This window comes from Tropicimonas omnivorans, assembly GCF_031846565.1.
GTDB classification, from domain to species: domain Bacteria; phylum Pseudomonadota; class Alphaproteobacteria; order Rhodobacterales; family Rhodobacteraceae; genus Tropicimonas_B; species Tropicimonas_B omnivorans.
This window is the reverse complement of the sequence record NZ_JAVRHL010000001.1, coordinates 77370-102713: the sequence shown is the minus strand read 5'-3', so window position 1 is coordinate 102713 and position 25344 is coordinate 77370. Positions and strand designations below refer to the sequence as shown.

The 25344-nt window shown below is 67.6% G+C and carries 25 protein-coding genes; 8 read left to right on the top strand and 17 right to left on the bottom strand.

What is annotated here, in order from left to right:
• Positions 1-777 carry an SDR family oxidoreductase gene (locus tag RM543_RS00510; protein WP_311688600.1) on the bottom strand — a complete coding sequence of 259 codons (777 nt, stop codon included), beginning with the start codon at positions 775-777 and terminating at the stop codon, positions 1-3.
• A gap of 107 nt (positions 778-884) precedes the next feature.
• The gene (locus RM543_RS00505) at positions 885-1895 is read right to left on the bottom strand and encodes an AraC family transcriptional regulator (protein ID WP_311688598.1); all 1011 of its coding nucleotides are present in this window, start codon (positions 1893-1895) and stop codon (positions 885-887) included.
• 341 nt (positions 1896-2236) lie between these two features.
• On the opposite strand from RM543_RS00505, the gene RM543_RS00500 reads away from it, so the two are divergent.
• The 3 genes from RM543_RS00500 (at position 2237) to RM543_RS00490 (ending at position 6309) form a co-directional block, all read left to right on the top strand.
• Entirely contained in the window at positions 2237-3808 is a 1572-nt protein-coding gene (locus RM543_RS00500; protein WP_311688596.1) for a phytoene desaturase family protein, read from the top strand.
• Positions 3809-3893: 85 nt separating this feature from the next.
• Positions 3894-4661: an SDR family NAD(P)-dependent oxidoreductase gene (locus tag RM543_RS00495; RefSeq protein ID WP_311688595.1), complete on the top strand. Its 768-nt coding sequence runs from the start codon at positions 3894-3896 to the stop codon at positions 4659-4661.
• A gap of 121 nt (positions 4662-4782) precedes the next feature.
• Complete coding sequence (locus tag RM543_RS00490; protein ID WP_311688593.1) at positions 4783-6309, top strand: DUF2125 domain-containing protein; 1527 nt, start codon at positions 4783-4785, stop codon at positions 6307-6309.
• 97 nt (positions 6310-6406) lie between these two features.
• Here the strand turns inward: RM543_RS00490 and pheT are convergent, their stop codons facing one another.
• The gene (pheT, locus tag RM543_RS00485; RefSeq protein WP_311688591.1) at positions 6407-8812 is read right to left on the bottom strand and encodes a phenylalanine--tRNA ligase subunit beta; all 2406 of its coding nucleotides are present in this window, start codon (positions 8810-8812) and stop codon (positions 6407-6409) included.
• 292 nt (positions 8813-9104) lie between these two features.
• Between pheT and RM543_RS00480 the strand changes: the two genes are divergently transcribed.
• Positions 9105-9290 (top strand): hypothetical protein, encoded by a 186-nt coding sequence (locus RM543_RS00480; RefSeq protein WP_311688589.1) that lies wholly within the window; start codon positions 9105-9107, stop codon positions 9288-9290.
• A 1-nt stretch (position 9291) separates the two neighbouring features.
• On the opposite strand, the gene pheS is transcribed toward RM543_RS00480, so the two are convergent.
• The 6 genes from pheS to pyk all read right to left on the bottom strand — a co-directional run bounded on the left by pheS (position 9292) and on the right by pyk (position 14020).
• Entirely contained in the window at positions 9292-10365 is a 1074-nt protein-coding gene (gene pheS / locus RM543_RS00475; protein WP_311688588.1) for a phenylalanine--tRNA ligase subunit alpha, read from the bottom strand.
• 273 nt (positions 10366-10638) lie between these two features.
• Positions 10639-11199: a hypothetical protein gene (locus RM543_RS00470; protein ID WP_311688587.1), complete on the bottom strand. Its 561-nt coding sequence runs from the start codon at positions 11197-11199 to the stop codon at positions 10639-10641.
• Between the two features lie 349 nt (positions 11200-11548).
• Positions 11549-11911, bottom strand: coding sequence for a 50S ribosomal protein L20 (gene rplT / locus RM543_RS00465; RefSeq protein WP_116085411.1), 363 nt, complete (start codon positions 11909-11911; stop codon positions 11549-11551).
• Between the two features lie 13 nt (positions 11912-11924).
• Positions 11925-12125, bottom strand: coding sequence for a 50S ribosomal protein L35 (gene rpmI / locus RM543_RS00460; RefSeq protein ID WP_311688585.1), 201 nt, complete (start codon positions 12123-12125; stop codon positions 11925-11927).
• Between the two features lie 173 nt (positions 12126-12298).
• Positions 12299-12523 (bottom strand): hypothetical protein, encoded by a 225-nt coding sequence (locus RM543_RS00455; RefSeq protein ID WP_311688583.1) that lies wholly within the window; start codon positions 12521-12523, stop codon positions 12299-12301.
• 48 nt (positions 12524-12571) lie between these two features.
• The gene (gene pyk, locus RM543_RS00450; RefSeq protein WP_311688581.1) at positions 12572-14020 is read right to left on the bottom strand and encodes a pyruvate kinase; all 1449 of its coding nucleotides are present in this window, start codon (positions 14018-14020) and stop codon (positions 12572-12574) included.
• A gap of 135 nt (positions 14021-14155) precedes the next feature.
• Here pyk and RM543_RS00445 point away from each other — a divergent pair, with 135 nt between their 5' ends.
• Positions 14156-14899: an N-formylglutamate amidohydrolase gene (locus RM543_RS00445; protein WP_311688579.1), complete on the top strand. Its 744-nt coding sequence runs from the start codon at positions 14156-14158 to the stop codon at positions 14897-14899.
• A gap of 36 nt (positions 14900-14935) precedes the next feature.
• Positions 14936-15247, top strand: a complete 312-nt coding sequence (locus RM543_RS00440; RefSeq protein WP_311688577.1) for a DUF1244 domain-containing protein — start codon at positions 14936-14938, stop codon at positions 15245-15247.
• Between the two features lie 4 nt (positions 15248-15251).
• Here RM543_RS00440 and RM543_RS00435 read toward each other — a convergent pair whose 3' ends face one another.
• From RM543_RS00435 to dgcN, 4 genes are read right to left on the bottom strand one after another with little or no spacing between them, the layout of a single operon-like run.
• On the bottom strand, positions 15252-16361 hold the full coding sequence (locus tag RM543_RS00435) for a glycosyltransferase family 2 protein (RefSeq protein WP_311688575.1): 1110 nt from the start codon (positions 16359-16361) through the stop codon (positions 15252-15254).
• Entirely contained in the window at positions 16361-17212 is an 852-nt protein-coding gene (locus RM543_RS00430; protein ID WP_311688573.1) for a D-amino-acid transaminase, read from the bottom strand. Before RM543_RS00430 ends, RM543_RS00435 begins: the two co-directional genes overlap by 1 nt.
• Before the next feature lie 5 nt (positions 17213-17217).
• The gene (dgcA, locus tag RM543_RS00425; RefSeq protein WP_311688572.1) at positions 17218-18183 is read right to left on the bottom strand and encodes an N-acetyl-D-Glu racemase DgcA; all 966 of its coding nucleotides are present in this window, start codon (positions 18181-18183) and stop codon (positions 17218-17220) included.
• Complete coding sequence (dgcN, locus tag RM543_RS00420) at positions 18183-19187, bottom strand: N-acetyltransferase DgcN (RefSeq protein ID WP_311688570.1); 1005 nt, start codon at positions 19185-19187, stop codon at positions 18183-18185. Before dgcN ends, dgcA begins: the two co-directional genes overlap by 1 nt.
• A 201-nt stretch (positions 19188-19388) precedes the next feature.
• Here dgcN and RM543_RS00415 point away from each other — a divergent pair, with 201 nt between their 5' ends.
• Complete coding sequence (locus RM543_RS00415) at positions 19389-20102, top strand: type 1 glutamine amidotransferase domain-containing protein (protein ID WP_311688568.1); 714 nt, start codon at positions 19389-19391, stop codon at positions 20100-20102.
• Positions 20103-20121: 19 nt separating this feature from the next.
• Here the strand turns inward: RM543_RS00415 and RM543_RS00410 are convergent, their stop codons facing one another.
• Positions 20122-21084, bottom strand: a complete 963-nt coding sequence (locus RM543_RS00410; RefSeq protein ID WP_311688566.1) for an acetyl-CoA carboxylase carboxyltransferase subunit alpha — start codon at positions 21082-21084, stop codon at positions 20122-20124.
• 160 nt (positions 21085-21244) lie between these two features.
• Here RM543_RS00410 and RM543_RS00405 point away from each other — a divergent pair, with 160 nt between their 5' ends.
• Positions 21245-22165, top strand: a complete 921-nt coding sequence (locus RM543_RS00405; protein ID WP_311688565.1) for a hypothetical protein — start codon at positions 21245-21247, stop codon at positions 22163-22165.
• Position 22166: 1 nt separating this feature from the next.
• Here RM543_RS00405 and RM543_RS00400 read toward each other — a convergent pair whose 3' ends face one another.
• From RM543_RS00400 to rpmE, 3 genes are all read right to left on the bottom strand, one after another.
• A complete protein-coding gene (locus tag RM543_RS00400; protein ID WP_311688563.1) occupies positions 22167-22967 on the bottom strand; it encodes a division plane positioning ATPase MipZ in 801 nt (266 codons plus the stop codon).
• 103 nt (positions 22968-23070) lie between these two features.
• On the bottom strand, positions 23071-24876 hold the full coding sequence (locus tag RM543_RS00395; protein WP_311688561.1) for a sodium:proton antiporter: 1806 nt from the start codon (positions 24874-24876) through the stop codon (positions 23071-23073).
• Positions 24877-25112: 236 nt separating this feature from the next.
• Positions 25113-25334, bottom strand: coding sequence for a 50S ribosomal protein L31 (gene rpmE, locus RM543_RS00390; protein WP_116085436.1), 222 nt, complete (start codon positions 25332-25334; stop codon positions 25113-25115).
• Between the last annotated feature and the right edge of the window lie 10 nt (positions 25335-25344).

Here is a 25344-nt window from a genome sequence, read left to right as displayed (position 1 = left end):
TCACTCCTCCAGAAGCGGGATTGCGGGGGCGGCACGCTCGGGGCCCATCGCGGTGTACCCACCGTCGACGCGGATATCGGTCCCGGTGATGAACGAGGCCTCGTCCGAGCAGAGGAACATGACCGCGCTCGCGACTTCCTCGGGATCGCCCGCCCGGCCCATCAGGTGGAACGTCCCGGCGACGCGGTCCGTCTTCTCACGGTCGCCACCGGAGAGCTGGTCCATGATGTTGGACCACGTCCAGCCGGGGGAGACCGCGTTCACACGGATGCCGTCAGGGGCGAGATCCATCGCCTGGTTGCGGGTCAGTTGCAGGATCGCCGCCTTGCTGACCGGGTAGAGCCAGCGGCCGGTCTGCGCCACGCGTGAGGAGATGGAGCCGAAATTGACGATGGCGCCCTTGGTCTTCGCCAGCTCCTCGCGCGCCGCCTGCATCAGCATGACGGAGCCCACGAGGTTGACGTCAAGCGCATCCAGCCACTCCGCCCGGCTCGACGCCTCGCCGTTGTCGCCGTAGGAGCAGGCGACGTTGACGATGAAGTCGATCCGGCCGAACTCTTCCCGGGTCGCGGCGACCAGCGCGGCGATGTCCTCGTCCTTTCGCAGGTCCGTTCTGGTGAAGCTCGTGCCGTCGGCCTTCAGGGCCGCGCCTCCTTCGGCATCGATATCCGCGATCATGACGCGAACGCCATGCTCCCGGAACGCGTCCACGACCGCCTGGCCGATCTTCGTCACGCCGCCCGGGACGATGGCGACCTTGTCCTTCAATCCACGCATGTCCGTCTCCCTGTCGCTTTTGTTCAGCCGATGGTGAGACGAGCCGCGGCCCCCCGCTATCCGCTCCGCGCGGCCGGAAGCCGATACGCGAGGCGACGCCCCCGGCTTTAGAGAGCCCGGCGCAGCGTTTCGACGGGTGTGCAGCCGTAGCGGCGGCGATACTGCTCGGAGAACCGCCCGAGGTGGAAGAAGCCCCAGGTCATGGCGATATCCGTCACGGTGACGTCCGGATCGCCGGTGCGAAGGGCTGCATCGGCGCGCTCCAGCCGCCTGTCCCGCAGGAACTGCATCGGGGAGGTGCCGCGGTGCAGTCGGAAGGCCTCCTGAAGCGCGCGCGGGCCGATGCCGGAGGCGGCGGCGATCTCATCGAGCGTGATCGGCTCGCCCAGATGCGCATCGATGAAGGCTTCGGCCCGCCGCATCGTGCGCGGCGCGGTAGCGGCTGCGGGCAGGGCGATCTCGAACTGGTGGGGGTGCGCCTCGATCAGCGCCAGAAGCAGCGCCTGTTCGATCTGCGCGCCGACGAGATCCTCCGCGCCGATGAGCGACCGTGCACCTTCGGCCTGCGCGACGAGGAACCGCAGCAACTCCGCCAGCCTCAGCCCCGGCCCGCGAGTAAGATCCGCGGGGCCGGAGAAGGTCACCTGAGCGCCGCTTGCCATGTCGCAGTGATCGCGGGCGGCGGCGTCCATCGCGTCCCGGTCGATCTGCACCATGAGCTGCGCGCAATCGGCGCTCCACTCCATCTCGATGGGATCGCTTGGATTGAGAATGCCCGAGGTGCCACCGCCGATCCGGTAGCCGGCTTTGCCGCAGCGGATGTCCGCGCTGCCACGAAGGGGAAACTGGAACAGGTAGAAGGACCCGAGCGCGCCCGGCACGATCGAGGCCGCGGCGCCGTAGCGGATCGTGTTGATCGACAGGCGCCGGCCCTGAAGACGGTTCTGCCTTGCATGAATGGGCCCCTTGCCGAGCCGCTCGAGCCGATGATCGCAATAGACCTGGGCGACCGCATGGCGCGCGGCGTCGAGGTCCCGTGTTTCGAACAGGGGATACCCGGCAAGGGGCAGGCGATCGGTGGCGAGCTCCATCATCGTGTCCTTCCGCTTTTCGAACATTCCGCGCGCCTTCCGGACAGGCGCCGCGCCTTCCGGACAGACCCGGCGCCGCATCCGTGACAGTCTCGTCGGCAGGAGGCCCCGAGGCGGTCCGAGAGATTACGTTCGGGCAAGTCGGGCGGAGCTGTCAATCTTGTTTGAGGCTTCAAGCGCTCGCTCGGCGCGTGCGCCGCCACGGAGACGCGCGATGCCTCGAAACGAGGCAGACCGCAAAGGGCCTCGGGATCGAGGCTGACGCGACTGAAAACTATTTTAAGCTTGCACCGATCGCGGCCCATGCGATCACATGCTCCCCGACGCCGGCGCGCGACCGGCCCCTGCACCAGATCACGAGGTCACCGATGTCGTCTCGCCCCTATGCAATCGTCGGATCCGGTATCAATGCGCTCGTCGCTGGCGCGCTTCTGGCCAAGGCGGGCAAGCCGGTTGCCGTCTTCGAGCGGGAGGCGGTGGCCGGCGGCTGCATGCGCACGGAGACCCTGGCGGAGGGCTATACCTACGACCCTCTCGCGACCACGTTCGTCCTCTGGGTCACCGGCGGCGCCCATGAAAAGCTCGGAGAGGACCTGGCGCGTCACGGCGTCGAGTTCTGCACGACGGACACCCCCACCGGCGTTCTCCGGCCCGACGGCAGCGCACAGGTCTACCGGATGGACAGGGCCGCGAATGTTGCCGCCTTCAACGAGGTGGCGCCGGGGGACGGGGACCGTCTCGCGGCCGATCTCGATGCCTTCGCCGCAGACGCCTCGCTGATCTTCGGCCTGATGGGTGGCGATCCCTGGTCCAACAAGACCGCGAGGATGATCGGCAAGGAGGCGTGGTCGCGCGGCCCCCGCGGCCTCGTCGCCCGCATGGGCAAGGCGCTTCAGCCGATGCGTAGCTGGCTGGAGACATCCTTCTCCGGAGATCTGAACCAGGCGATCTGGGCGCCGTGGGGGCTGCATGCCGGACTTCCGCCCGAAGCCGCCTTCTCGGGCCAGATGGGCCAGATCATCGGCTTCGCCCTCGAGGCGGCCGGCGCACCGATCGTGAAGGGCGGCGCGGCGAACATGGTGCGCGCGCTGACCGAAATCATCGAGGAGAACGGCGGCGAGGTCCGCACGAGCGCGCCGGTCGCGAGGATCCTGACGCACAAGGGCACCGCGACCGGGATCCGCCTCGAAAGCGGCGAGGAGATCGAGGCGGCCGGCGTTCTGGCCTCCACCACGCCCCACCAGCTCTACGGCTCGCTCCTGCAGGAGCCGGGCGCCGCGCCGGATCGCGGGGAGGACCTCCGCCGCTATCGCTACGGTCGCGGTAACTTCCAGCTCCACTACGCGCTGAAGACCTCCCCCGGATGGGCGACCGAGGGGCTGAAGAACGTTCAGCTCCTGCACCTCACCCCCGGTCTCGATGGCGTCAGCCGCGCGTCCAACGAAGCGGAGCGGGGGCTGCTGCCCGCCGTGCCGACGATCTGCGTCGGCCAGCCGTCGGCGGCCGATCCCACCCGCGCGCCCGAGGGCGGCGCGGTGCTCTGGCTCCAGATGCCCGACGCCCCGCGTCACGTCAAAGGCGATGCGGCGGGCGCGATCGAAACGCCGCAGGACGGGGTCTGGACCGAGGCGCTGAGGGAGGCCTTCGCGGACCGGGTGGAGGACATCCTCGTCCAGCACATGCCGGACCTGCGGGAGAACATCGTCGCCCGGCGCGCCATCTCTCCCGCCGATCTCGAGGGCATGAACGCGAACCTCGTCGGCGGCGATCCCTATGGCGGGGCCTGCACCATCGACCAGTTCTTCACCTTCCGCCCCTTCGCGGACAGCAAGCGCCACGACACGGGCGTCAGGAATCTCTGGCATATCGGCGCCTCGACGCATCCCGGACCGGGCCTCGCCGGCGGCTCCGGTCTCCTCGTCGCGGGTGAAATCGGCTGACGCGCCGGGATGTCGCGCCTGCGTGAATGAACCGATCCGCGAGACCTTCCGTTTCCCCCGCAAGAATGCAGGAAAGGGATTTGCCATGAACTTCGACCTGAGCGGAAAACGCGCCCTCGTGACGGGCTCCACCAAGGGCATCGGTCATGGCGCCGCGGCGGCGCTTCTGGAGTGCGGCGCCGAAGTCATCGTCACGGGCCGCGCGCAGGACGATGTGGATTCCGCCGTGCAGCGCTTGGGCGCTGGCGCGACCGGTATCGCGGCGGACCTGACCCGGCCGGAGGATTGCGACCGCCTCGCGCGTGAGGCTGGCCGGGTGGATATCCTCGTGAACAATGCCGGGAAGTTCGGCGGGCAGGACTTCTTCGACACGAACGATGCGGACTGGGACGGCTACTGGTCGACGAACGTGATGAGCGGCGTGCGCCTCTCCCGCGCGCTCATCCCGGCGATGGCGGAGCGCGGCTGGGGCCGGGTGATCTTTCTCAGTTCCGAAAGCGCGATCAACATCCCGCCCGACATGATCCATTACGGCGTCACGAAGACCGCCTATCTCGCCCTCTCCCGCGGTCTGGCCAAGCGCATGGCGGGGACGGGAGTAACCGTGAATGCCGTCCTTCCCGGGCCGACCCTGTCCGACGGGATGACGTCCGGCCTCGATCCCGCCGAGGGCCAGACCATCGAGGACGCCGCTGCGGATTTCGTGAAGGCCAATCGTCCCTCCTCCGTGATCCGTCGTGCGGCCTCGGTCGAGGAGGTCGCGAACATGATCGCCTACGTCGCCTCGCCACTCTCGAGCGCGACCTCGGGCGCGTCGCTCCGCGTCGACGGCGGTGTCGTGGATACGATCTGATCGCCCTCCCCGGCGGGGTGCGACATCACGCATCGGCCCCGGACATGTCACTTGACCGTGCCGCGAGAGGTGGCAGAGAGTCTCGGCAATCGATGCGTATTTCAGCATGAAAGGACTTGATATGACCCTCTTTCGCACTGCCGGTGCCTCTGCGGCGGCGCTTGCCGTCTCGGCCACCGCCTCCTTCTCCCTGACCGCCGAAGACGCCTGGGACCGCTACCAGGAGTACGTCGACAGCTTTGGCCAGGAGATCACGACCGAGAGCGAGGAGTATTCCGGCGGCACCCTGACCCTGACCGGTATGGTCGCGAATTATGCGCCGGACGAAGACGAGTTCTCCGCCGTCGCGGAGATCGGCACGGTCACGCTGACGGAAGAGGACGATGGAAGCGTCTCCGTCTCGATGCCGGACAGCTACGACGTGACTGTCTCGACGGTCGATGACGAAGATGAACGGACGAGCATCGTCGTGACCGTCTCCCAGGAAGACGCGGACATCACGATCAACGAAGCGGGCGACGACCTGCGATTCGATCTGGCCTCTCCCGAAATCTCCGTCGTCGTCGACGACCTGGAGGGGGAGGACGTGCCGGACGAGTTCCGTCTCGAACTGGTGGCCGAGGACATAACGGCCAGCGCGCTCAACGGCTCCGGCGAGAAAACCACCTCCACCTCCACCTTCACGGCGGCCGCGCTGCGCGGAACGATGTCGGGCGACGACGAGGAGAAGGGCGAGATCGAGTCCTCCTTCTCCATGACGGGCGTGTCCGGCACGACCGCGGGCACCGGGGATTTCGCACGCTTCGCCGATGAGGAGATGGCCTCGGACGCCCTCGCGAGCGGTCTGTCGATGAATTTCGACGCAGCCTACGACACCAGCACCTTCTCCGTCGTGACGACCGGCGGCGAAAGCGACGACAGCGATATCTCCGGCGCATCCGGCCCCGGCAGCATCGCATTCGGCCTGTCCGGCGACGGGATATCCTACGGCATCGACTATACCGACGTGGATGTCGACGTGGCCGGTGAGGGCGTCATGGGCGGCAGCATATCCGTCAGCCTCGCGGAGGCCGGGATCGACTTCCTGATGCCGGTCCTTCAATCCGAAGAGGCGCAGCCGTTCGACTTCGCCCTGCGCCTCGGCGGGCTGGAGCTCGACGAGAGCCTCTGGTCGATGTTCGATCCCGCCGGCATCCTGCCCCGCGATCCTGCCAACCTCGTCGTCGACCTGTCCGGCATGGGCATGTGGATGCAGGACATCTTCGCCGAACCCGCCGAGAGCGAAGACATGGCCGAGAACGAGGACCCCGGCCGGGTCGAATCCCTCGAGGTGAACGAACTCGTCGTCTCCGCGCTCGGCGCCGAGCTTCTGGGCAGCGGAACCTTCACCTTCGACAATTCCGAGGAGGATGCGTTCGCGGCCATGCCTATCCCCGAGGGCACGATGAACCTCGCGATGACGGGCGGCAACGCCCTGCTCGACCGGCTGGTAGAGCTCGGGGTCCTGCCGTCGGACCAGGCGATGATGGCGCGGATGATGTCCGGGATGATCGCGAAACCGGGCGACACGCCCGACAGTCTCATCTCGGAGATCACGATCACGGAAGATGGTCAGGTGCTCGCGAACGGCTCGCCACTGCCGTTCTGACGGGCCTGTCCCGTTAAAAAAGAAAGGCGGCGCCTTCGAAAGGGCGCCGCCTTTTTTTACATTGGCCGGACCGTGAGCGGGCGCGGCGAGTGGGGGCTCACCCCCTCAGAGTGCCGCCCGTCGCCTTCGTCACCTTCTCGATGACCTTCTTGGAGACCGCGTCGATCTCCTCGTCGGTCAGGGTGCGCTCCATCGGCTGGAGGCGGACGGCGATGGCGAGGCTCTTCTTCCCTTCGCCCATCTGTGCCTCGGCGGCCTCGCCGGTGAACTCGTCGAAGACACGAACGCTTTCGATCAGCGCCTTGTCCGCACCGCCGGCCGCGTTCACCACGTCGAGCGCGGCGACCTGACGATCGAGGACGAAGGCGAAGTCGCGCTCGACGGCCTGCAGCCCGGAGATCCGGAGTGCCGGCCGGCCCGTTCCGCTGGCGCGGGGGTAGGGCACGGCACCCGGGGAGAGCGTCCAGCCGACGGCCGGGCCTTTCACATCGAGCGCGGAGAGCGCCTTGGGATGGAACTCGCCGAAGACGCCGAGGACGGTCTTGCCAAGGCAGATCGCACCGGAGCGGCCGGGGTGAAACCAGCCGGGCGCATCGCGCCTGATCTGCGCCTTCGCGGGCGCGCCGATGGAGGCGAGCGCCAGTTCGAGGTCCGCCTTCGCGTCGAACAGGTCAACGCCGCGGCGCGCACCGTGAACGCCGCGGGGAGTGGCGTCTCCGACGAGAATGCCGCTCGCGACGAGGGACTGGTCCTCCGGCTCGCCGCCCGAGAACACCGCGCCGATCTCGAAGAGGGCCAGCTCGCCCTGGCCGCGCGCCTGGTTCCGCGCCGCGGCCTGCAAGAGACCGGGCAGGAGCGCCGGTCGCATGTGGCTCATCTCGGAGGAGATGGGGTTCTCGAGTTTCGTTTCGGGGCCGCCGCCGCCGAAGAGCGCCGCGGAGGCCTGATCCACGAAACTATAGCTGACGCATTCGTTGTAGCCGGCGCCGGCGACTGTCCGGCGCAGGGTGCGCTCGCGCCGCTGCAGCGGGGTCAGGACGGGCGCGGGCAGGCCGGGCCGCGGCCGCGGCATCGGCTTTCCCTCTAGCTTGGTGAGCGAGGCGATGCGGGCGACCTCCTCGACGAGGTCGGCGCTGCCCTGGATGTCGGGTCGCCAGCTCGGCGGGTGCGCCATGCCGGCCTCGAGCCGGAACCCGAGGGCCTCGAGCGTCCCGCGCTGCTCGGCTTCGGGGATGTCCATCCCGACGAGGCTGACGACGCGGCCCGGGTCGAACGGATAGGCGCGGGTCGTGTCCGGCGCGGCGCCGGCAATCACGGCCTCCGACGCCTCGCCGCCGCAGAGATCGAGGATCATCCGCGTCGCCAGCTCGAGGCCGTCGCGTGCGGAGGCGGGGTCCACGCCGCGCTCGAAGCGGTAGCGTGCATCGGAGTTGATCTTGAGGGCGCGGCCGGTGAACGCGGTGCGGACGGGATCGAACCAAGCGCTCTCGACGAAGACGTCCGTTGTCTCCGTCGTGCAGCCGGTCTCGAGACCGCCCATCACCCCGCCGATGGACTGGATGCCGGCCTCGTCGGAGATCACCGTCATGCCCGGCTCGAAGGTGTACTCCTTGTCGTCGAGGCCCATCATCGTCTCACCGCCCTGCGCGGGATGAACGGTCAGCCCGCCCGCGAGCTTGCCCGCATCGAAGACGTGGAGCGGCCGCGCGCGGTCATGGGTGAAGAAGTTGGTGATGTCGACGAGGGCGGAGATGGGGCGCAGGCCGATCGCCTTCAGCCGCGCCTGAAGCCAGTCGGGGGAGGGGCCGTTCCGGACGCCGCGGATCAGCCGCCCGCAGAAGACCGGGGCCACATCCCGCGCGTCCTCGGCGATGGTCACGGAGACGGGGGAGGGGAAGGTCCCGGGAACCTCCCGGACGGGCGCCGGCTTCAGTGTGCCGAGGCCCCGCGCCGCGAGATCGCGCGCGATGCCGCGCACGCCGAGCGCATCGGGCCGGTTCGGCGTGATGCCGATCTCGATCACCGGATCGGTCCGGCCGGGGTCGTTCTGTTCGAGCCAGTCGGAGAACGGCTGACCGGCGGTGCCCGAGGGCAGCTCGATGATCCCGTCATGTCCCTCGCCGAGCTCCAGCTCCCGCTCGGAACACATCATGCCGTGGCTCTCGATGCCGCGGATCTTGCCGACCTGGATCGTCGTGTCGATGCCGGGCACGTAGGTACCGGGGGCGGCGACGACCACGGTGATCCCTTCGCGGGCATTCGGCGCGCCACAGATGATCTGCGTCTCGCCGCTTCCCGTCTCCACGCGGCAGACCTTCAGGCGGTCCGCATCAGGGTGCTTCTCGGAGGCGACGACCTTGCCGATGGAAAACGAGGAAAGCGCCGCCGCGGGATCCGTCACGTTTTCGACCTCGAGGCCGAGGTCGCTGAGCGCGAAGGTGATCTCGACGAGCGTGGCCGCGGTGTCGAGATGCTCCTTGAGCCAGGCGAGGGTGAACTTCATCGGTGTGTCCGCATCGGTGGTGTCAGGTCGAGCCGGACATATCCGAATCGCACACGGGGCGAAAGGTGGGGCGCCGTTGCCGGGCCGGAAGGTCGCGACTGGCGGCTTTGGTCTCGCAGGGGAAAGAATGCGCCTTGAACGAGAGCGATTGTCGCCCTCATTTCGCCGCGCTTGCCCAAATCCCGCCACAATTGAGCCGCATACATGCCCGTATCGGGTGGGGGCCCGCTATCGGTGCCTTGTTATGGACAGAATTGACGATTTCTTTTGCGGTCTCGGTCGACCGATCATCGTGGCACTGATCGTGCTTGTCGGGCTTGGCGTCGTGTCCGCCTCCGGCAGCCCTGTCGGACGTGCCGGCTCCTCCACCTGCATCCAGATCTTCGGCGATCCCGGGCTCAATCGGTCCATCTGCCGATTGAACCCGGCGCGACTGCTGCGCGCCGAGATTCCCCTGGGACGGTGGATGGGGCTCTAGGTCAGGCGGTCAGGCCGCCGCGCATGGTCGGAACGGCGGTGCTGGAGAATCCGTAGTGGCGCAGCCAGCGCAGGTCGCTTTCGAAGAAGGCGCGAAGGTCCGGAATGCCGTATTTCAGCATCGCGATCCGATCGATCCCCATGCCGAACGCGAAGCCCTGGTAGACCTCGGGGTCGATCCCCCCGGCCTTCAGCACGTTGGGATGCACCATGCCCGAGCCGAGGATCTCCAGCCAGTCGTCGCCCTCGCCGAGCTTCAGCGCACCGTCCTGCCAGGAGCAGCGGATGTCGACCTCGGCGGAAGGTTCGGTGAACGGGAAATGCGAGGCGCGGAAGCGCAGTTCGACATCGTCCACCTCGAAGAAGGCGCGGCAGAACTCCTCCAGGACCCATTTCAGATTCGCCATCGAGATGTCCGTGTCGAGAGCGAGGCCCTCGACCTGGTGGAACATCGGCGTGTGCGTCTGGTCGAAGTCGGCGCGGTAGACGCGGCCCGGCGCGATGACGCGCAAGGGCGCCCCCTGCGCCAGCATGGACCGGATCTGCACCGGACTCGTGTGCGTGCGCAGGACGTGGGGCGGGCGATCGTCCCCCTCGGCGCGGGCCATGTAGAACGTGTCCATTTCCGCACGGGCGGGATGGTGGGACGCGATGTTGAGGGCGTCGAAATTGTACCAGTCGGTCTCGACCTGCGGTCCCTCGGCGACGGAGAAGCCCATATCGGCGAAGAGCGCGGTCACCTCCTCGGTCACCTGGCTGACGGGGTGTACGGTGCCCGAGCGCACTGGCCGCGACGGCAGCGTGACGTCCAGCCATTCGGCCTTGAGGCGCTCGTCGAGGGCGGCATCGGCGAGACCGGAGCGCCTGGCGAGGATCGCGTCGTTCACCTCGGCCTTCAGCGCGTTGAGAGCGGGGCCGGCCGTCTGGCGCTCCTCCGGGCTCATCTGCCCGAGCTTGCGCATCTCGAGGGCAATCTCACCCTTCTTGCCGAGCGCCGCGATGCGGATCTCCTCGAGTTGCCCCTCGCCCTTCGCCTCGGCGATGGCGGCGAGGTATTTGTGCCGAAGATCGTCCATGCTTCTCGCGTCCCGTCCGCTGCCCTCGGGCGACCCCCTTGGCCGCCGCGCGCGGGAGGTATCACGGAGCCGCGCCCGAGCGCAAATGCGGATGGCGGCGAGGGGAGCGGAGACGGGGCAGGGGCGCTGTCAGCTGTCAGACAAAAGCGAGTTTCCTGTCAGGTGGCTGACCCGGATCGCATGTGCAAAGGAAGAGCTGCCGTTCGTGTCCCATGCAGCGGAGGTCGGCTGCGAGCCCAGTTGAACGATGCTGCGCGGTGCATGAATGGCTGTTCAGAGAATTTCTGGAAGTTCTGGCTCGGCTTGTTGCTCGTATGTTTGGAAGACGACTGGCGTCTTGGCACGTGCGCCCAGCAACTCTGGTATCCTACTCGCCTCAACGAACCTGCCGACATAGAACAGCCCGACGTAATATTTCGATGCTGGATATCCGTTCAGTTCGGGGCTGTCTGCCGGGAGCCGGATCGCCGTGTCGGCCATCTTGACGCACGATATTGAGGTGGCAACTTCAAACGAAACAGGCTCGAGGGTGAAGCCAAAGCACCCCATTTGCCCTTCGTGGACAACATAAGTACCTGAAGAGTGGAGATATAAATGAGAGCCTCGCCACCATCCCGTATCTTTATAAAGGTCGATGGAAGCCGCCGTGTCATCGTCGTCAACGGTAAATACTCTGGCCCAGTCACTATGAAAACCGAATAAGGGCGTCACGGTCATTCTGGCAATCGCGCCGCCGGGAAGGTTGACGACTGCGTTGTACCGTGAAGCACAACCAGACAGCGCCAAGGGCAAGCAAAAGGCGCAAATGAAAACGCGAAATTGTTTAAGGGTCATTGTCCGTAAGTTGTCTCCAAAAACGGACAGTGGCGCAAGTCCCGCGAAATCACACTTCGTCCCGCATCGTGAATCTTCGCCTGTCCCGCGTCCAAGGTCAGGTCTGGGTCGGAATACTCGGCGGTTGGTTGGGGATTGCGTGCCACGGCACGCTGTCACGACCCGAGAGAACCGTAGCTTCAGGTCGCTTTCGCTCGACGTTCGACAGGCGCGCGTGGCGCCGTCGAAGGTGCCAGCCCGGTGTCCTCAGCGGCAACGGCCAGACGGGCGGCCCGGATCTTGGCGCCTCCCACGAAAAAGGCCCGCCGGGTCGGGCGGGCCTTCTGATCTTCTGGTGTCGCGGTGAACCTCAGTTCAGCGCGGCTTTCGCCTGGTCGACGATGGAGCCGAACGCGTCGGGCTCGTGCACCGCGAGATCGGCGAGGACCTTGCGGTCCACTTCGATCCCGGCGAGGGCGAGGCCGTTGATGAACCGGCTGTAGGTCAGGCCTTCGTCATGCGCGCGGACGGCGGCGTTGATCCGCTGGATCCACAGGGCACGGAACTGCCGCTTGCGGTTCTTCCGGTCGCGCGTGGCGTACTGGTTGGCCTTGTCGACGGCCTGGGTCGCGGTGCGGAAGGCGGTGGAGCGGCGGCCGTAATAGCCCTTCGCTGCCTTGATGACCTTCTTGTGACGCGCGTGGGTGACTTTGCCGCTGGTAACTCGGGACATGGATCAGCTCTCCTCAGCGCGCGTAGGGCATGTATTTCTTGACGATCTTGGCATCCGGCTCGGAGAGAACCATGGTGCCGCGCGCGTCGCGAATGAACTTGTTCGAGCGCTTGATCATCCCGTGCCGCTTGCCGGCTTGGGCAGATTTGACCTTGCCGCTGGCGGTCATCTTGAAGCGCTTCTTGGCGCCTGACTTCGTCTTCATCTTGGGCATTTTGCCGTTGCTCCCGCTTGTGTGGGGTCGGTTATGAAGCGCCGGAAGGCATGCCATTCGGCCCGCTGGCGCTGGTGGAGTGGGCCGCATAGAGGATCGCGGTGGCGTTGGCAAGCGCGGAGCGTGCCGGACGGACGCTGAGCGCGCTGCAGGAGGCAGGGGTCTCGCGGCTGTCAGGTCAGCACGGCTCCGATCGTCTCCAGGATCACGTCGGGGATCTGTTCGATCCGGTATCCGCCGGGCTTCCGGGTCGTCGCGGTGGCGATGAGGGCCGTGGCCGCCACGATCAGGAGCACGGCCGCGCGGGGCGGGCGGCTGTCCGAGAAGGCCGACACTAGGGACGGCACGGAGATCAGGCCGAGCAGGATCCCCAGCGTCAGGCAAAGGTCCGGTCCCATTCGGGTTCTCCTAACGCGGCCCGTCCGAACGGGACGGGCCGCGCGCCCTCATTCGGGGTCGGTGTTGAAGATCAGGCGCTCGTCGCAGGGCGCGACGCGCAGGATGTTGGTGGTGCCGGTCACGTTGAAGGGCACGCCCGCGGTCACGACGATGAAGTCCTCGGGCCCGGCGAAGCCGCCGGTCCGGGCCGCGCGCGCGGCGCCGACGACGGCCATCTTGAAGCGGTTCACCGAGCCCGCGATGTAGCAGGTCACGCCCCAGGAGAGGCAGAGCCGGCGCGCCGTGCCGATGAGGGGCGTCAGGCCGATGATCGGAACCTGCGGACGTTCCCGCGCGGTCAGCTCGGCGGTGGTGCCCGACTGGGTGAAGCAGCAGATCGCCTTCACGTCGCTCGATTCGGCGATCTCCCGCGCGGCGGCGACGATGCCATCGGCGATGGTGCGGCGCTGTACGTTGCGGGAGGCGTTGATGATGTCGCGGTAGGTGGGGTCGCCCTCCACCTCCTGCGCGACGTTGTCCATCGTCTTGACCGCCTCGAGGGGATACTGACCGGCGGCGCTTTCGGCCGACAGCATGATTGCATCCGCGCCTTCGTAGATCGCGGTGGCGACGTCGGAGACCTCGGCGCGGGTCGGCATCGGGCTCTCGATCATGCTCTCGAGCATCTGCGTGGCGACGATGACGGGCTTGGCGGCCGCGCGGGTGAGCCGCGTCAGGCGCTTCTGGATCGGCGGCACGTTCTGCACCGGAAGCTCGACTCCAAGGTCGCCGCGCGCGACCATGATCCCGTCGGAGGCGCGCAGGATGTCCTCGAAGGCGGTGACGGCGGCGGGCTTCTCGATCTTCGACAGAACGGCGGCGCGGCCCATGATCAGCCCGCGCGCTTCCTCGACATCCGCGGCCCGCTGAACGAAGGACAGCGCGATCCAGTCGACGCCGAGCTCGCAGACGAATTCGAGGTCCCGCTTGTCCTTCGCGGACAGCGCGGCGAGGGGCAGGACCACGTCGGGCACGTTGACGCCCTTGCGGTTGGAGATCCGGCCGCCGGCCATCACCGTGCAGTCGGCGAAATCGGACCCGCACTCATCCACCTTGAGGCGGATCTTGCCGTCATTGACGAGAAGGCGCGCACCGGGCTCCAGGGCCTGGAAGATCTCGGGATGGGGGAGCTGGACGCGGGTCGAATCGCCCTCGGTCTCGTCGAGATCGAGGCGGAACTTCGCGCCCTCCTCGAGATCCTCGCCCTCGTCGCTGGCGAAGACCCCGCAGCGCAGCTTCGGTCCCTGCAGGTCGGCGAGGATGGCGATCGGCCGGCCGGTATCCTTCTCGATCTTGCGGATGATCTCGTGCCGGGCGCGGATTTCCTCGTGGTCGCCGTGGCTCATGTTGAGACGGAACACGTCCGCTCCCGCCTCGAACAGTGCCCGGATCATCTCGTAATCATTGGAGGCAGGGCCGAGCGTGGCCACGATCTTTACGTTTCTCATCCGTCGCATGGCGCTGTCCCATCGGTTGCTTGCCAGTGGTGTTAGCGCCAAACAGGCGCGCTTTAAAGCCCGGTGCTGGCTCTTTGGCGTCCGCGGCCCTATCACCAACCGAGGCTCTTCTGTTCACGGCAAGGTCACCGCTCCATGACATATGCGCCTTACAGCATCGTTGGCGAGGATCTTCCGAAGCGTTTCGTGGTGATCTGCGACCATGCCGCGAACACGGTTCCTGATGCGGTCGGCGGCGGATCCCTCGGCCTCCGGAACGAGGACATGCAGCGGCACATCGCCTACGATCCGGGCGCGGCGGCGGTGTCGCTCGCGCTCGCGGAGGTCCTCGGCGCTCCGGCCGTGCTGTCCAACTTCTCCCGCCTCGTCATCGACCCCAACCGCGGCGAGGACGATCCGACGCTGGTGATGCGGCTGTATGACGGGACGATCATTCCCGCCAATCGGGAGGCGGGACCGGAGGAGATCGAGCGACGCAAGTCCCTGTGCTACCTGCCGTATCACGACGCGGTGGAGCGCGTGGCGGTCCTGCGGGAGGATCCGGTCATGGTTTCCGTCCACTCCTTCACGCCGCAGCTGCGGGGGCGTGGGCTCCGGCCGTGGCAGGTGGGGGTGCTGCATTCGCACCGCGATACGCGCCTTGCGATGCCTCTGCTTCATGCGCTGGAGGAGCAGGGAGGCCTGACGGTGGGGGACAACCAGCCCTATGGCGGGCATCTGCCGGGCGATTCCATGGACCGGCACGCGCTGTCCCACGGGCGCCCCAACGCGCTGATCGAGCTGCGGCAGGATCTGATCGAGGACGAGACGGCGCAGCGGGAGTGGGCCGAGCGTCTCGCTCTCGCGCTTGACGCAGCGGTCGCTCAGGCACAGGTCTGACCTAGGCGCCACCCCCAATCATCCAGGAGATCCGCGATGGACGCGCAGACCCAAGTCGAACTCGAAGCCGCCGCGTTCCGCGCCCTGCGCGAGCACCTGCAGGAACGGACGGACGTGCAGAACATCGATCTGATGAATCTCGCCGGCTTCTGCCGCAACTGTCTCAGCCGCTGGTACATGGAAGCCGCCAATGCGCGCGGGATCGAGATGGACAAGGAGGAGGCGCGTGAAAGCTTCTACGGCATGCCTTACGGGGAATGGACCGCGCGGCATCAGGCCCCGGCGGACGAGAAGACCCGGGAGGATTTCGGCCGCGCCTACGCCACGAATGTCGGCAAGCGCGACTGACGCCTCAGAGCCCGAGCGCGTCCCGCGTTTCCTTCGACAGCCGCATGAGGCCGGCATCGTAGAGGTCCCGCCAGCCGGTCATCCGCCGGGAGCCTGACCAGACCAGATCGCGGCGGGTGACCTCTTCGCCGAAGGCCCGAGCCCCCTCTGCGGCGTCTTCGCCGGACTTGCGAAGCGACTGCTCCGCCTGCCGCTGGGCGAAGTCGGGGATGAGGCGGAAATGGAGGAGCGGCGTCCAGTCCGCGGCGAGCTTGTAGGCTTCACTGATCCTGTGATTCGCGCTGGTGAAGCGGGTCCCGTGCCGCCAGCGCATGAGGGCGACCTTGGAATGCACACCGGGCCGCGTGCGTCCTGCGATGAGCTTGTGGAGCCTGCGCGCTCCGGGCCGGGGATGGGATGGCCGGGCGGGCGCCATCGCAGCGCGGATCGCCAGTCGCTCCAGGGGCGCCGGCAGGAGGCCGCCGCCACGAAGCTCCCTGAAGAGCCGCTCCCGCGGCCCGCCGAAGAGCAGGTAGGGCGGGCAGGGGTAGGCTTTCCTGTCCCTCAGCGGCGGAGCGACCCAGTAGCCCTCTGCGTCGAACATCGGGAAGGCCGGCAGGAGGGGCATGCCGGGCGAGACCTCGACCTCCGAGGCAGGGCCGCCCGCGTACATGTCGATCATCGGGGCGAAGGCGCCGTCGATCCCGGTCCGGTCCCAGTGCTCCAGCAGGCGGGGCAGGGACATGTCCGGCCAGCCGGGCGGGATCAGGAATTCGTCGGAATCGCAGTGAAGCACCCACCGGCCCGTCAGCCAGCGGTCCGACGGCCATAGCCTCACCGGCCGCTTCACCCGTTCCCATGCTTGGGTCGTGACGAGCCGGGTCACGTCCGGCTGGGCATCGAGGAAGTCCGACGTGCCGTCCGTCGAGCCGTTGTCGATCATGATGAAGTGGACGATGCCGAGCGCTCGGTGGTGCCGGAACCAGTCCGGCAGACGCAGCATCTCGTTGTAAGCCGGCGTGACGGCGACGGGGCCGTCCGGCAAGTCGGGGGCGGGCGGCTCGGCTCCGTCGAAGAGCTCGGAGAACGGAAGATCCCCGCCAGCCCCCTCGAAACGGAGCTTGCCGCGCGCCATCAGATGCCGGCCTTCCGGCTCTCCTCGATGTAGATCTCCCGCAGGCGCCGGGCGACGGGGCCGGGCGTGCCATCCCCGATCTCGCTGCCGTTGATCGAGACCACGGGCTGCACGAAGGTCGTCGCGGAGGTCACGAAGGCCTCGTCGGCGCTTTCGGCCTCTTCGACAGTGAAGGCGCGCTCCTCCACCTTCATCTGCGCCTCGCGGGCGAATCGCAGGACGGCATTGCGGGTGATACCGGCAAGGATCTCGGTCCCCAGTTGCCGGGTCACGATGGTGCTGCCCTTGACGATGTAGGCGTTGTTGGACGTGCCCTCGGTGACGTGGCCGTCCTCGACCATCCAGGCATCGTCCGCGCCCTGGGCCTTCGCCTCCATCTTGGCCATGGAGGGGTAGAGGAGCTGGACCGTCTTGATGTCCCGCCGGCCCCAGCGGGCGTCGGGAAGGGAGACGATGCGGATGCCCGCCCTGGCCGCCGGGCTCTCGATCAGCGTCTTCGTTTGCGTGAAGAGGACGATGCCGGGTGCGGCATCCGTGGGATAGGCAAAATCCCGGTCCGCCGCGCCGCGGGTGATCTGAAGATAGACCAGCCCCTCCTCGATGCCGTTGCGCGTCACCAACTCGCGGTGGATATCGAGCAGCTCGTCCCTCGTGACGGGGGAGGGCATCGCCAGCTCGGAGAGGGAGCGGGACAGGCGCGTGGCATGACCGTCGAAGTCGATCAGCTTGCCGCCGAGAACACTCGTCACCTCGTAGACGCCATCGGCGAAGAGGAAGCCCCGGTCGAAGACGGAGATCTTCGCGTCTTCCTCGGCGACGTAATCGCCATTGACGTAACAGATGCGGCTCATGTGCATTATCCCCAGAGTTCGGGCGAGGGCGGATGGACGCCCGCCACATCGAATGTCAGCGGGGTGTCGCGGTCTTCTGCGAGGAGGAGCGGGCCGTCAAGATCGGTGACGGCCGCGCCCTGCGCGAGAAGGACCGCGGGGGCCATCGCGAGCGAGGAGCCGACCATGCAGCCGACCATGATGCCGAAGCCCAGCCGCTCCGCCTCGGCCCGAAGCGCGAGCGCCTCGGTCAGGCCGCCGGTCTTGTCGAGCTTGATGTTCACGAGGTCATAGAGGCCCTCGAGCCGGCCGAGCGTGGCGCGGTCGTGCACGCTCTCGTCGGCGCAGAGCGGAACGGGCCGCTCCAGCCCGCGCAGTGCCTCGTCCTCGCCCGCGGGCACGGGTTGCTCCACGAGGGTCACGCCGAGCCGCACCAGATGCGGCGCAAGGTCCCTGTAGACCTCCGGGCTCCATCCCTCGTTGGCATCGACCACGATGCGGGCCTCCGGCGCGCCGGCGCGCACCGCCTCGAGGCGGGGCATGTCGTCGGGTGTGCCGAGCTTGATCTTCAGAAGCGGACGATGGGCATGTCTCGCCGCCGCCGCCTGCATCTTCTGAGGCGTGTCGAGGGACAGGGTGAAGGCCGTGATCTCGGGAAGGGGGACGGCGAGCCCGGCGATCTGCCATGCCGGCTGACCCGCGCGCTTCGCTTCCAGATCCCACAGCGCGCAATCGACCGCGTTGCGCGCGGCGCCGGCCGGCAGGGCCTGCTGCAGCGCGGCCCGGTCGATGCCGGCCGGCAGGCCCTCGATCTCGGCGCGCACGCTTTCCAGCGTCTCGTCGTACCGGGCGTAGGGCACGCATTCCCCTCGCCCGCGATGGCCGCCCTCCTCGACCGTCACGGTCAGGACGCGCGCCTCCGTCCGGGAGCCGCGGCTGATCGTGAAGGTCTCCGCGAGGCGGAACGTGTCCTCGGTGACGGTGATGGCCATCAGCCGAGGGCCTTCAGCGCGTCCGCCAGCCGTCCGGCGCCCTGCCGGAACGGATCGACGGTGGGCAGGCCCATGCGGTCCTCGACCTCGGCGAGATAGGCGTCCGCCGCGGCCTGGTCCATTCCGTAGGTGTTGATCGAGATGCCGACGACCTCGCAGCCCTCGTTCACCCGGCGGGCCATCTGGAGCGACAGGTCCCGCACCTCTTCGAGAGTGGGGAGGCCATATCCCGGCAGACCGCGCATGTGGGTCCGCGTCGGTTCGTGGCAGAGCACGAGCGCATCCGGCTGACCGCCATGGATCAGCGCCAGCGTCACGCCAGAATAGGAGGCGTGGAAGAGGCTGCCTTGCCCCTCGATCACATCCCAGTGGTCGTCGTCGTTGTCGGGCGTCAGCCACTCGACGGAGCCGGCCATGAAGTCCGCGATCACTGCATCGAGCGGGACGCCCTCGCCGGTGATGAGGATGCCGGTCTGACCGGTGGCGCGGAAGGTTGCCTTCATCCCCTTCTCGGACATCGCCTTCTCGAGGGCGAGGCCGGTATACATCTTGCCGACGGAGCAGTCGGTTCCGACCGCGAGGACGCGCTTGCCCTTGCGCTTCTCGCCGTTGGCGATCGGGTACTTCACGGTCGGCACGCGCACGTCATGGAGGGTGCGGCCCTCTTCCCTCGCGATGCGGACCAGCTCGGGTTCGTCGCGCAGGAGGTTGTGCAGGCCGCTGGCGATGTCGAACCCGGCGCGCAGGGCGTCGCCCAGAACCGAGCGCCACGTCTCCGAGATGATCCCGCCACGGTTCGCCACGCCGATCACCAGCGTCTTCGCGCCGGCATCGCGCGCTTCTTCGAGGGTCATGTCCGGCAGGCGCATGTCCGCCTTGCAGCCATCGAGGCGAAGCTGGCCGATGGAGTAGTCGGGCCGCCAGTCGCGAATGCCCTGGGCGACCTTGGCGGCGAGCGGATCGGGAGCATCGCCGAGGAACAGCAGGTACGGTGTTTCGATCATGGAACGATCCCCTGAGGTATTTTCACCTGCGTATCGCGAGCGCCGCGGCGAGGTCCAGCGCATCCTTGATCAAACGGTGCCCGAACTTCTCGCGCTTTTTTCACGAGAGTCGGAACCTTAAGGGCGAATGGGCATTTGGCCCCCCGAAAGGCGCCGAAGGAGTGCGCTGAACCGACAACCGGAACAGGTGGACGCCGCTTCATGAAACATACCGCCCTGCTCGTGGTCACGTCGCATGACGAGACGAGCGAGTCCGGGCACGAGACCGGCTTCGACTTCCAGGAAGTCGCCGCCATTTACATCCGGCTCCGCGAGGCCGGACTGGCCGTCCGCTTCGCATCCCCCAAGGGGGGCAAGCCGTCGGCCAACAGCTCCAGCACAGATTCATTCGAACGATCCGGCGCCGTCGATCTTTTTCTCGGTGACGCGCGGGCGGTTGCTGCCCTCAGCGACACGGCGACCCTCGGGGACGTGGACGCGACGCGGTTCGACGCCCTGATCCTTGCCGGCGGTCCGGGCGCGCTGCACGATTTTGCAAGCGACAGCACCCTTGCGCGGCTTGCCGGGACGCTCTGGGACCGCGGCGCGATCGTCAGCGGGATCGGTTGCGGCATTGCGGGCCTGCTGGGAGCGCGCCGGCATGACGGGTTGCCTCTCCTCGCGGGCAAGAGCCTCACCGGGCCGGTGGCCGCCGAATTGACCGAGATGGGCGCGGCGCAGTCGGATGCCGCCGTGAACCTGCCGGGAAGCCTTGCGGAGTCCACGATGACATGCACCCACGGCCCACCGGGAGAGCCCTACGTCGTGTCCGACGGGCGGCTGATCACGGGGCAGAATGCGGCTTCCGCGTCTGAACTGGCGCTCCAGATCCTAGACGCGATCGACGCCTTCCCGCGCGAGGCGGCCACCGCCTGAGCGGAGCCGCCTTCTGGCGTCAGGCTGCGAGGCCCTTCGACCCCATGCCGATGAACTTCTGGCGGCGGTCGGCGATCAGGGCCTTGCGATCCATGCCGGACATCTCCTCCAGCATCGCCTCGATGGCATCGCCGACGGCATTTACGGCGTCTTTGATGTGGCGATGGGCGCCGCCGAGCGGCTCCTTCACGATACGGTCGATGACGCCGAGCTTCTGCAGATCCTGCGCGGTGAGCCGAAGCGCGCCGGCCGCCTCGCGCATCTTTTCCGCATCCTTCCACAGGATTGACGCGCAGCCCTCGGGGGAGATGACCGAGTAGATCGAGTGCTCCAGCATCGCGATGCGGTTCGCCGTGGCGAAGGCGACGGCTCCGCCGGAGCCGCCCTCGCCGATGATCACGGATGCCAGCGGCACGCCGAGGGAGAGGCATTTCTGGGTCGACCGGGCGATCGCCTCGGACTGGCCGCGTTCCTCCGCACCCTTGCCGGGATAGGCGCCGGGGGTGTCCACCAGCGTGATGAGGGGCAGGTCGAAGCGGTCGGCGAGGTCCATCAGGCGGATCGCCTTGCGGTAGCCCTCAGGCCGCGCCATGCCGAAATTGTGCTCGATTCGGGTGCGGGTATCGTGGCCCTTCTCATGGCCCAGAACCACGACCGGCGTGCCCCTGAACCGCGCGAGGCCGCCCATGACCGCATAATCGTCGGCAAAGGTCCGGTCGCCGGCGAGGGGGGTGAATTCCTCGAACAGCCGGTCGACGTAGACCCGGCAATGAGGCCGTTCCGGATGGCGCGCGACCTGGCATTTCTGCCAGGGCGTGAGGGACGAATAGAGGTCCTTCTTGATCGTCGCGGCCTTGGTGTCGAGGCCCTTGGCTTCGGCTTCGACATCCATGCCCTCGTTGGACCTGGCGAGCGCGCGCAGCTCCTCGGCCTTGCCTTCGATCTCGGCGAGGCCCTTCTCGAATTCGAGGTAGTTCGTCATGCGGCATCCTCCGTGGTCGAACGGCATATAGACCGTGCAGGCCCTCGGCTTCAATCGCTCCGGCGGAGCGAGCGCTTCATTCCCTCCCTGCATTTGCCACAAAGGAGCCCGGTTCTGGGTCTAGAGACGGTGACGATAGGTCAACTCCGAGGGTGAGATCATGTCGAGCAGGGTCGTTGGGGGACGTCTGCGCCGCACGATGTTCGCGATCGCGGGACTGGCGGGTCTGTCCGCCCTCGCGCTTGCGGTGCTTGCGGTTCTGAACGTGCCGGTTCCGCAGAAGGTCGCGCCATGGCTGGCGGCGGGCATGGCGCCTCGAGAGGTCGTGCAGGTTGACCTGTCCGCGCCGGTGCCCTTGCCCGGCGGGCGGACCGCGCTTCTCCTCCTCCCTCCGGACGACACGGCGGCCGACGCTGCCGTGGGGGCGCTTCTCTTCGACGAGCCCGTGATGGACGCGGCCCTCGGGCAGCTTCTCGGCGGCATTCGGGCCACGGGTCCGCGCGGCCCGGTCGTGCAGCGTCCCATGGGGCGCCTTGTTCCGGCGCCGTCGGAGCTGGCCGCGGCAGCGGGGCCCCACGTGATCGCGCGCGCCATCCTGCCCGGCGGCTTTCCCGTGTGGACGCGGCTTGCAGGGACCGCCTTCGGGATTGCCGGTCTCATGATGCTCGTCGGTCTCATCGCGCGGCCGGGCCGGACGACCGCAGTCGAGGAGGAGATCCCCGTCGAGAGGATCGCGCCCTACGTTCCCCAGATGGCGGCCGGGACCGATGGCGCGGGCCTCGTTCGGGCCATGCTGGAGCCGAAGTCAGGCGCGGCCGGCCTCGCCGCCGCGCCCGCAGCCGCTCATCCCCGAACGGCGGCCGCGTCGGAGGTCATGGCCGAGGCAGCCTGCCTCGCGAAATCCGGGGCGACGACGCCGCGGACCGGCCCTTTCGAACCGCAGCCCTGCCGCAAGGTGGACGGAGCGTTCCTCTCCTCAGCGCGCCTCGCCCCGGCGGAGCCGGAGCCGAAGCTGTCCCGCCGGGCAAGTGCGAAGCTCGACAAGGACCCCTTCGTTCAGCGCCTGGCGCGGATGACGTAAGTCAGAAGTCGGGCGTGATGTCAGGCAGATCGAGCGCGGTGATCAGGTCCCGCAGCTCCTGACGAGCGGCGACATTGCTCATGTTGAGCTTTTCGACACCCACATCCTTTAGATCGAGCAGGGTCAGGCCCCGCGGAAACAGCTCGCGGAAGATCACCCGCTCCGAGAAGCCGGGTGCCACGCGGAAGCCGATCCGCTTGGACAGACGCTCCAGCGCCTCGCCGACCTTCTTCTTGTTGTGCATCTGCTGCGCGCCGAGCCGGTTGCGCGTCACCACCCAGTCGATGGGGGGCAGCCCCGCCTGCGCCCGCACCTGCCGCGCCGACCAGACCATTTCCGAATAGACCGACGGGCCGAGGATCTTTCCATCCGGACCGGTCCGCGCGAGCAGGTCGAAGTCGACGAAGCTGTCATTGAGCGGGGTGATCAGTGTATCGGCCAGCGAATGCGCGACCTGGCTCAGCCGCGTATGGCTGCCGGGGCAGTCGATGAGGATGAACTCCATCTCGCCTTCGAGCGCCTGCACCGCGGCAGAGAGGCGGCGATCAGAGGGGTTCTCTCCCTCCCGGGCGGCTTCGGCCTCGGGCAGATCGGCATGGAGCGGCATCGCGAGGTCGAGCGACCTCGAGGCCACGAAGGCGGCCCGGTTGTCCATGTAGCGCCCGAGGCTGCGCTGACGCAGGTCGAGGTCCAGCGTGCCGACCTTGCGCCCCATGCGTGCGAGCGCCGTCGCGACATGCATCGACGTGGTCGATTTGCCCGACCCGCCCTTCTCGTTTCCGACGACGATGATATGCGCCACGGCCAGATGGTCCCCCGCGATTTTCAGCGGTTTTCGGCCGGCCGGGCGGGGGCTGCAAGGGGGCACCCGCAACCAAAATCGCTCCCGTTGCAGCGATGGCGCGTCAGCCCGGCTGGAGCGGGAAGAAGATGGAGATGGCCAGAAGCGATGCAAACCCCACGATGATGTTCATCGGGACACCGATCCTGAGGAAGTCGGTGAAGCGATACCCGCCGGCGCCGTAGACCAGCGTGTTCGTCTGGTAGCCGATGGGCGTCGCGAAGCTGGCGGAGGCCGCGAACATCACCGCGATGACGAAGGGCCGGGGATCGAGGCCGAGACCTGCCGCAAGGGAGATCACGAGGGGCGTCAGGATCACGGCGACGGCGTTGTTCGTAACCGTCTCCGTCAGCACCGACGCGACGAAATAGACGACGACAAGGGTCATGAACGGCGAGAGGCCCTGCATCAGCGGCATCAGCCAGCCCACCAGCGTCTCGACCGCGCCCGTGGTCTCGAGGCCCGCGCCGACGATCAGCATGGAGAAGATGAGGACGAGGATCGACGCATCGATGGATCCCCACGCCTCGTCGCTGTCGATGCACCGCATGACGAGGATGCCGGCCACCGCGATCAGCGCGAGAAGTCCGATCGGCATCACCCCGAGCGCGGCGAGGATCACGACCGCCCCGAGCGCCAGGAGTGCCAGCGGCGCCTGCTTCCGGCGATAGGCCCGGCCCGCCGGCGTGGTGATCGAGACCATGTCCCCCGATTGTCCGAGCCGCTCGAACGCATCGGGAGGCCCCTGGAGCAACAGCTTGTCTGACGGGCGCAGGCGCAGCGTCAGAAGGTCCGGGCCGGGGATGTGCTGGTGCCGGTGCGCGCCGAGGATCCGGATGCCGAGCCGGCTCTCGATGGCGATATCGGCAAGCCGGGGACGTGTCTTGGTCCGAAGCGGCGTCAGGATGGCCTCGGCTGTCATCAGGTCCTCGGACCGTTCCGGCCGACCCAAACCCCGAAAACCGACGCGCAGGCCCTGCGTCTCCGACAGCGTCAGGAGTTCCGAGGTCGACGCGCGGACGATCACGGCGTCGCCCTTGCGCAGCTCACGTTCCTCGAGATTGGTTCGCTCCGTGGTCTTGCCGCGGCGCACGCCGGTCACGCGCACGTTCTTGGGCTGGAAGGGCTTCGCCTGTCCCAAAAGGATGCCGATGAGAGGCGAGCCGTCGATGATATGCACCTCGGAGAGAAATTCGGTCTCCTCGGGCATGGCGGACGCGCCGGTGCCGGCCCGGTCCGGCAGGAGTCGCCCGCCGATGAAGACCATCACGAGCGTCCCCGCGATCGCCGTGACGATGCCGACCGGCGCGATGGCGAAGATCGAAAGCGGCTCCATTCCGACCTCCCGCGCGATCCCGTCCACCAGGAGGTTCGTCGACGTGCCGATGAGGGTCAGGGTGCCGCCGAGGATGGCGGCGTAGGAGAGCGGGATCAGCAGCTTGGTCGGCGCGATGCCGAGATTCGTCGCGAGCCTGATCGCCACCGGGATCAGCACCAGGACCACCGGCGTGTTGTTCACGAAGGCCGAGGCGACGATTGTGGCGGACAGAAAACCCGCCGTGGCCAGGATCGGCCGCGTGCCGGCCCGCGAGATCACGATGTTGGCCAGCGCGTCGAGCAGGCCGGTGCGCACAAGGGCACCCGACAGGACGAACATCGCCGCGATGGTGATCGGTGCGGAGTTGGAAAAGACCGCCATCGCGTCATCCGCGGAGACGTAGCCGATCGTGATGAACACCGCAGCGGCCGCCGCCGCCGTGACGTCCGGCGGGTAGCGTTCCCAGATGAAGGCCGCGAAGAGCACGACGAGTAGACCGAGCGACACCAGGTCGGCATGCACGTTCAGGATCGTCTGGAGAAAATCAAGCATGGGCCATCGCCATATGCCGGGCGGCTGGGCCCACGGGATGCCGGCAGCATGCCCGTGGTGCATCGTTCTGCAACGCCGCTGCCGGTCACCCGGATCCAGCGTCGCTCGTCTTCGTGCCGGGAAATACCCGATCGATCCGGCCCTGGCCACGCATCACGCGAGAGGGGTGCCGAAAAAAAAGACACCCCGGCGGAAGATCCGCCGGGGCGCTGGTCTTGCAACGTGGGACGGCGTTCTCAGAAGCCGAGGCCCGCGTACTTGTTCTTGAACTTGGAGACGCGGCCGCCCTGGTCCATCAGGCGGGTCGATCCGCCGGTCCAGGCCGGGTGGGACGTCGGGTCGATGTCGAGCGTGAGCTGATCGCCCTCGGCGCCCCAGGTCGACTTCATCTGAACGACGGTGCCATCGGTCATCTTGACGTCGATGAGATGGTAGTCGGGATGGATTTCCTTTTTCATCGCGTCTCTC

What these genes read in the sequence shown, in the direction of transcription:
- RM543_RS00430 (WP_311688573.1), bottom strand. Translation starts at nt 17,212, where the DNA reads ATGAGCCGCATCTGTTACGTCAATGGCGATTACGTCGCCGAGGAAGAC.
- dgcA (WP_311688572.1), bottom strand. Translation starts at nt 18,183, where the DNA reads ATGGCCATCACCGTCACCGAGGACACGTTCCGCCTCGCGGAGACCTTC.
- RM543_RS00405 (WP_311688565.1), top strand. Translation starts at nt 21,245, where the DNA reads ATGTCGAGCAGGGTCGTTGGGGGACGTCTGCGCCGCACGATGTTCGCG.
- dgcN (WP_311688570.1), bottom strand. Translation starts at nt 19,187, where the DNA reads ATGATCGAAACACCGTACCTGCTGTTCCTCGGCGATGCTCCCGATCCG.
- RM543_RS00490 (WP_311688593.1), top strand. Translation starts at nt 4,783, where the DNA reads ATGACCCTCTTTCGCACTGCCGGTGCCTCTGCGGCGGCGCTTGCCGTC.
- RM543_RS00470 (WP_311688587.1), bottom strand. Translation starts at nt 11,199, where the DNA reads ATGACCCTTAAACAATTTCGCGTTTTCATTTGCGCCTTTTGCTTGCCC.
- RM543_RS00395 (WP_311688561.1), bottom strand. Translation starts at nt 24,876, where the DNA reads ATGCTTGATTTTCTCCAGACGATCCTGAACGTGCATGCCGACCTGGTG.
- pyk (WP_311688581.1), bottom strand. Translation starts at nt 14,020, where the DNA reads ATGCGACGGATGAGAAACGTAAAGATCGTGGCCACGCTCGGCCCTGCC.
- rpmE (WP_116085436.1), bottom strand. Translation starts at nt 25,334, where the DNA reads ATGAAAAAGGAAATCCATCCCGACTACCATCTCATCGACGTCAAGATG.
- rpmI (WP_311688585.1), bottom strand. Translation starts at nt 12,125, where the DNA reads ATGCCCAAGATGAAGACGAAGTCAGGCGCCAAGAAGCGCTTCAAGATG.
- RM543_RS00495 (WP_311688595.1), top strand. Translation starts at nt 3,894, where the DNA reads ATGAACTTCGACCTGAGCGGAAAACGCGCCCTCGTGACGGGCTCCACC.
- RM543_RS00440 (WP_311688577.1), top strand. Translation starts at nt 14,936, where the DNA reads ATGGACGCGCAGACCCAAGTCGAACTCGAAGCCGCCGCGTTCCGCGCC.
- RM543_RS00505 (WP_311688598.1), bottom strand. Translation starts at nt 1,895, where the DNA reads ATGTTCGAAAAGCGGAAGGACACGATGATGGAGCTCGCCACCGATCGC.
- RM543_RS00415 (WP_311688568.1), top strand. Translation starts at nt 19,389, where the DNA reads ATGAAACATACCGCCCTGCTCGTGGTCACGTCGCATGACGAGACGAGC.
- rplT (WP_116085411.1), bottom strand. Translation starts at nt 11,911, where the DNA reads ATGTCCCGAGTTACCAGCGGCAAAGTCACCCACGCGCGTCACAAGAAG.
- RM543_RS00500 (WP_311688596.1), top strand. Translation starts at nt 2,237, where the DNA reads ATGTCGTCTCGCCCCTATGCAATCGTCGGATCCGGTATCAATGCGCTC.
- pheT (WP_311688591.1), bottom strand. Translation starts at nt 8,812, where the DNA reads ATGAAGTTCACCCTCGCCTGGCTCAAGGAGCATCTCGACACCGCGGCC.
- RM543_RS00445 (WP_311688579.1), top strand. Translation starts at nt 14,156, where the DNA reads ATGACATATGCGCCTTACAGCATCGTTGGCGAGGATCTTCCGAAGCGT.
- pheS (WP_311688588.1), bottom strand. Translation starts at nt 10,365, where the DNA reads ATGGACGATCTTCGGCACAAATACCTCGCCGCCATCGCCGAGGCGAAG.
- RM543_RS00410 (WP_311688566.1), bottom strand. Translation starts at nt 21,084, where the DNA reads ATGACGAACTACCTCGAATTCGAGAAGGGCCTCGCCGAGATCGAAGGC.
- RM543_RS00435 (WP_311688575.1), bottom strand. Translation starts at nt 16,361, where the DNA reads ATGGCGCGCGGCAAGCTCCGTTTCGAGGGGGCTGGCGGGGATCTTCCG.
- RM543_RS00455 (WP_311688583.1), bottom strand. Translation starts at nt 12,523, where the DNA reads ATGGGACCGGACCTTTGCCTGACGCTGGGGATCCTGCTCGGCCTGATC.
- RM543_RS00510 (WP_311688600.1), bottom strand. Translation starts at nt 777, where the DNA reads ATGCGTGGATTGAAGGACAAGGTCGCCATCGTCCCGGGCGGCGTGACG.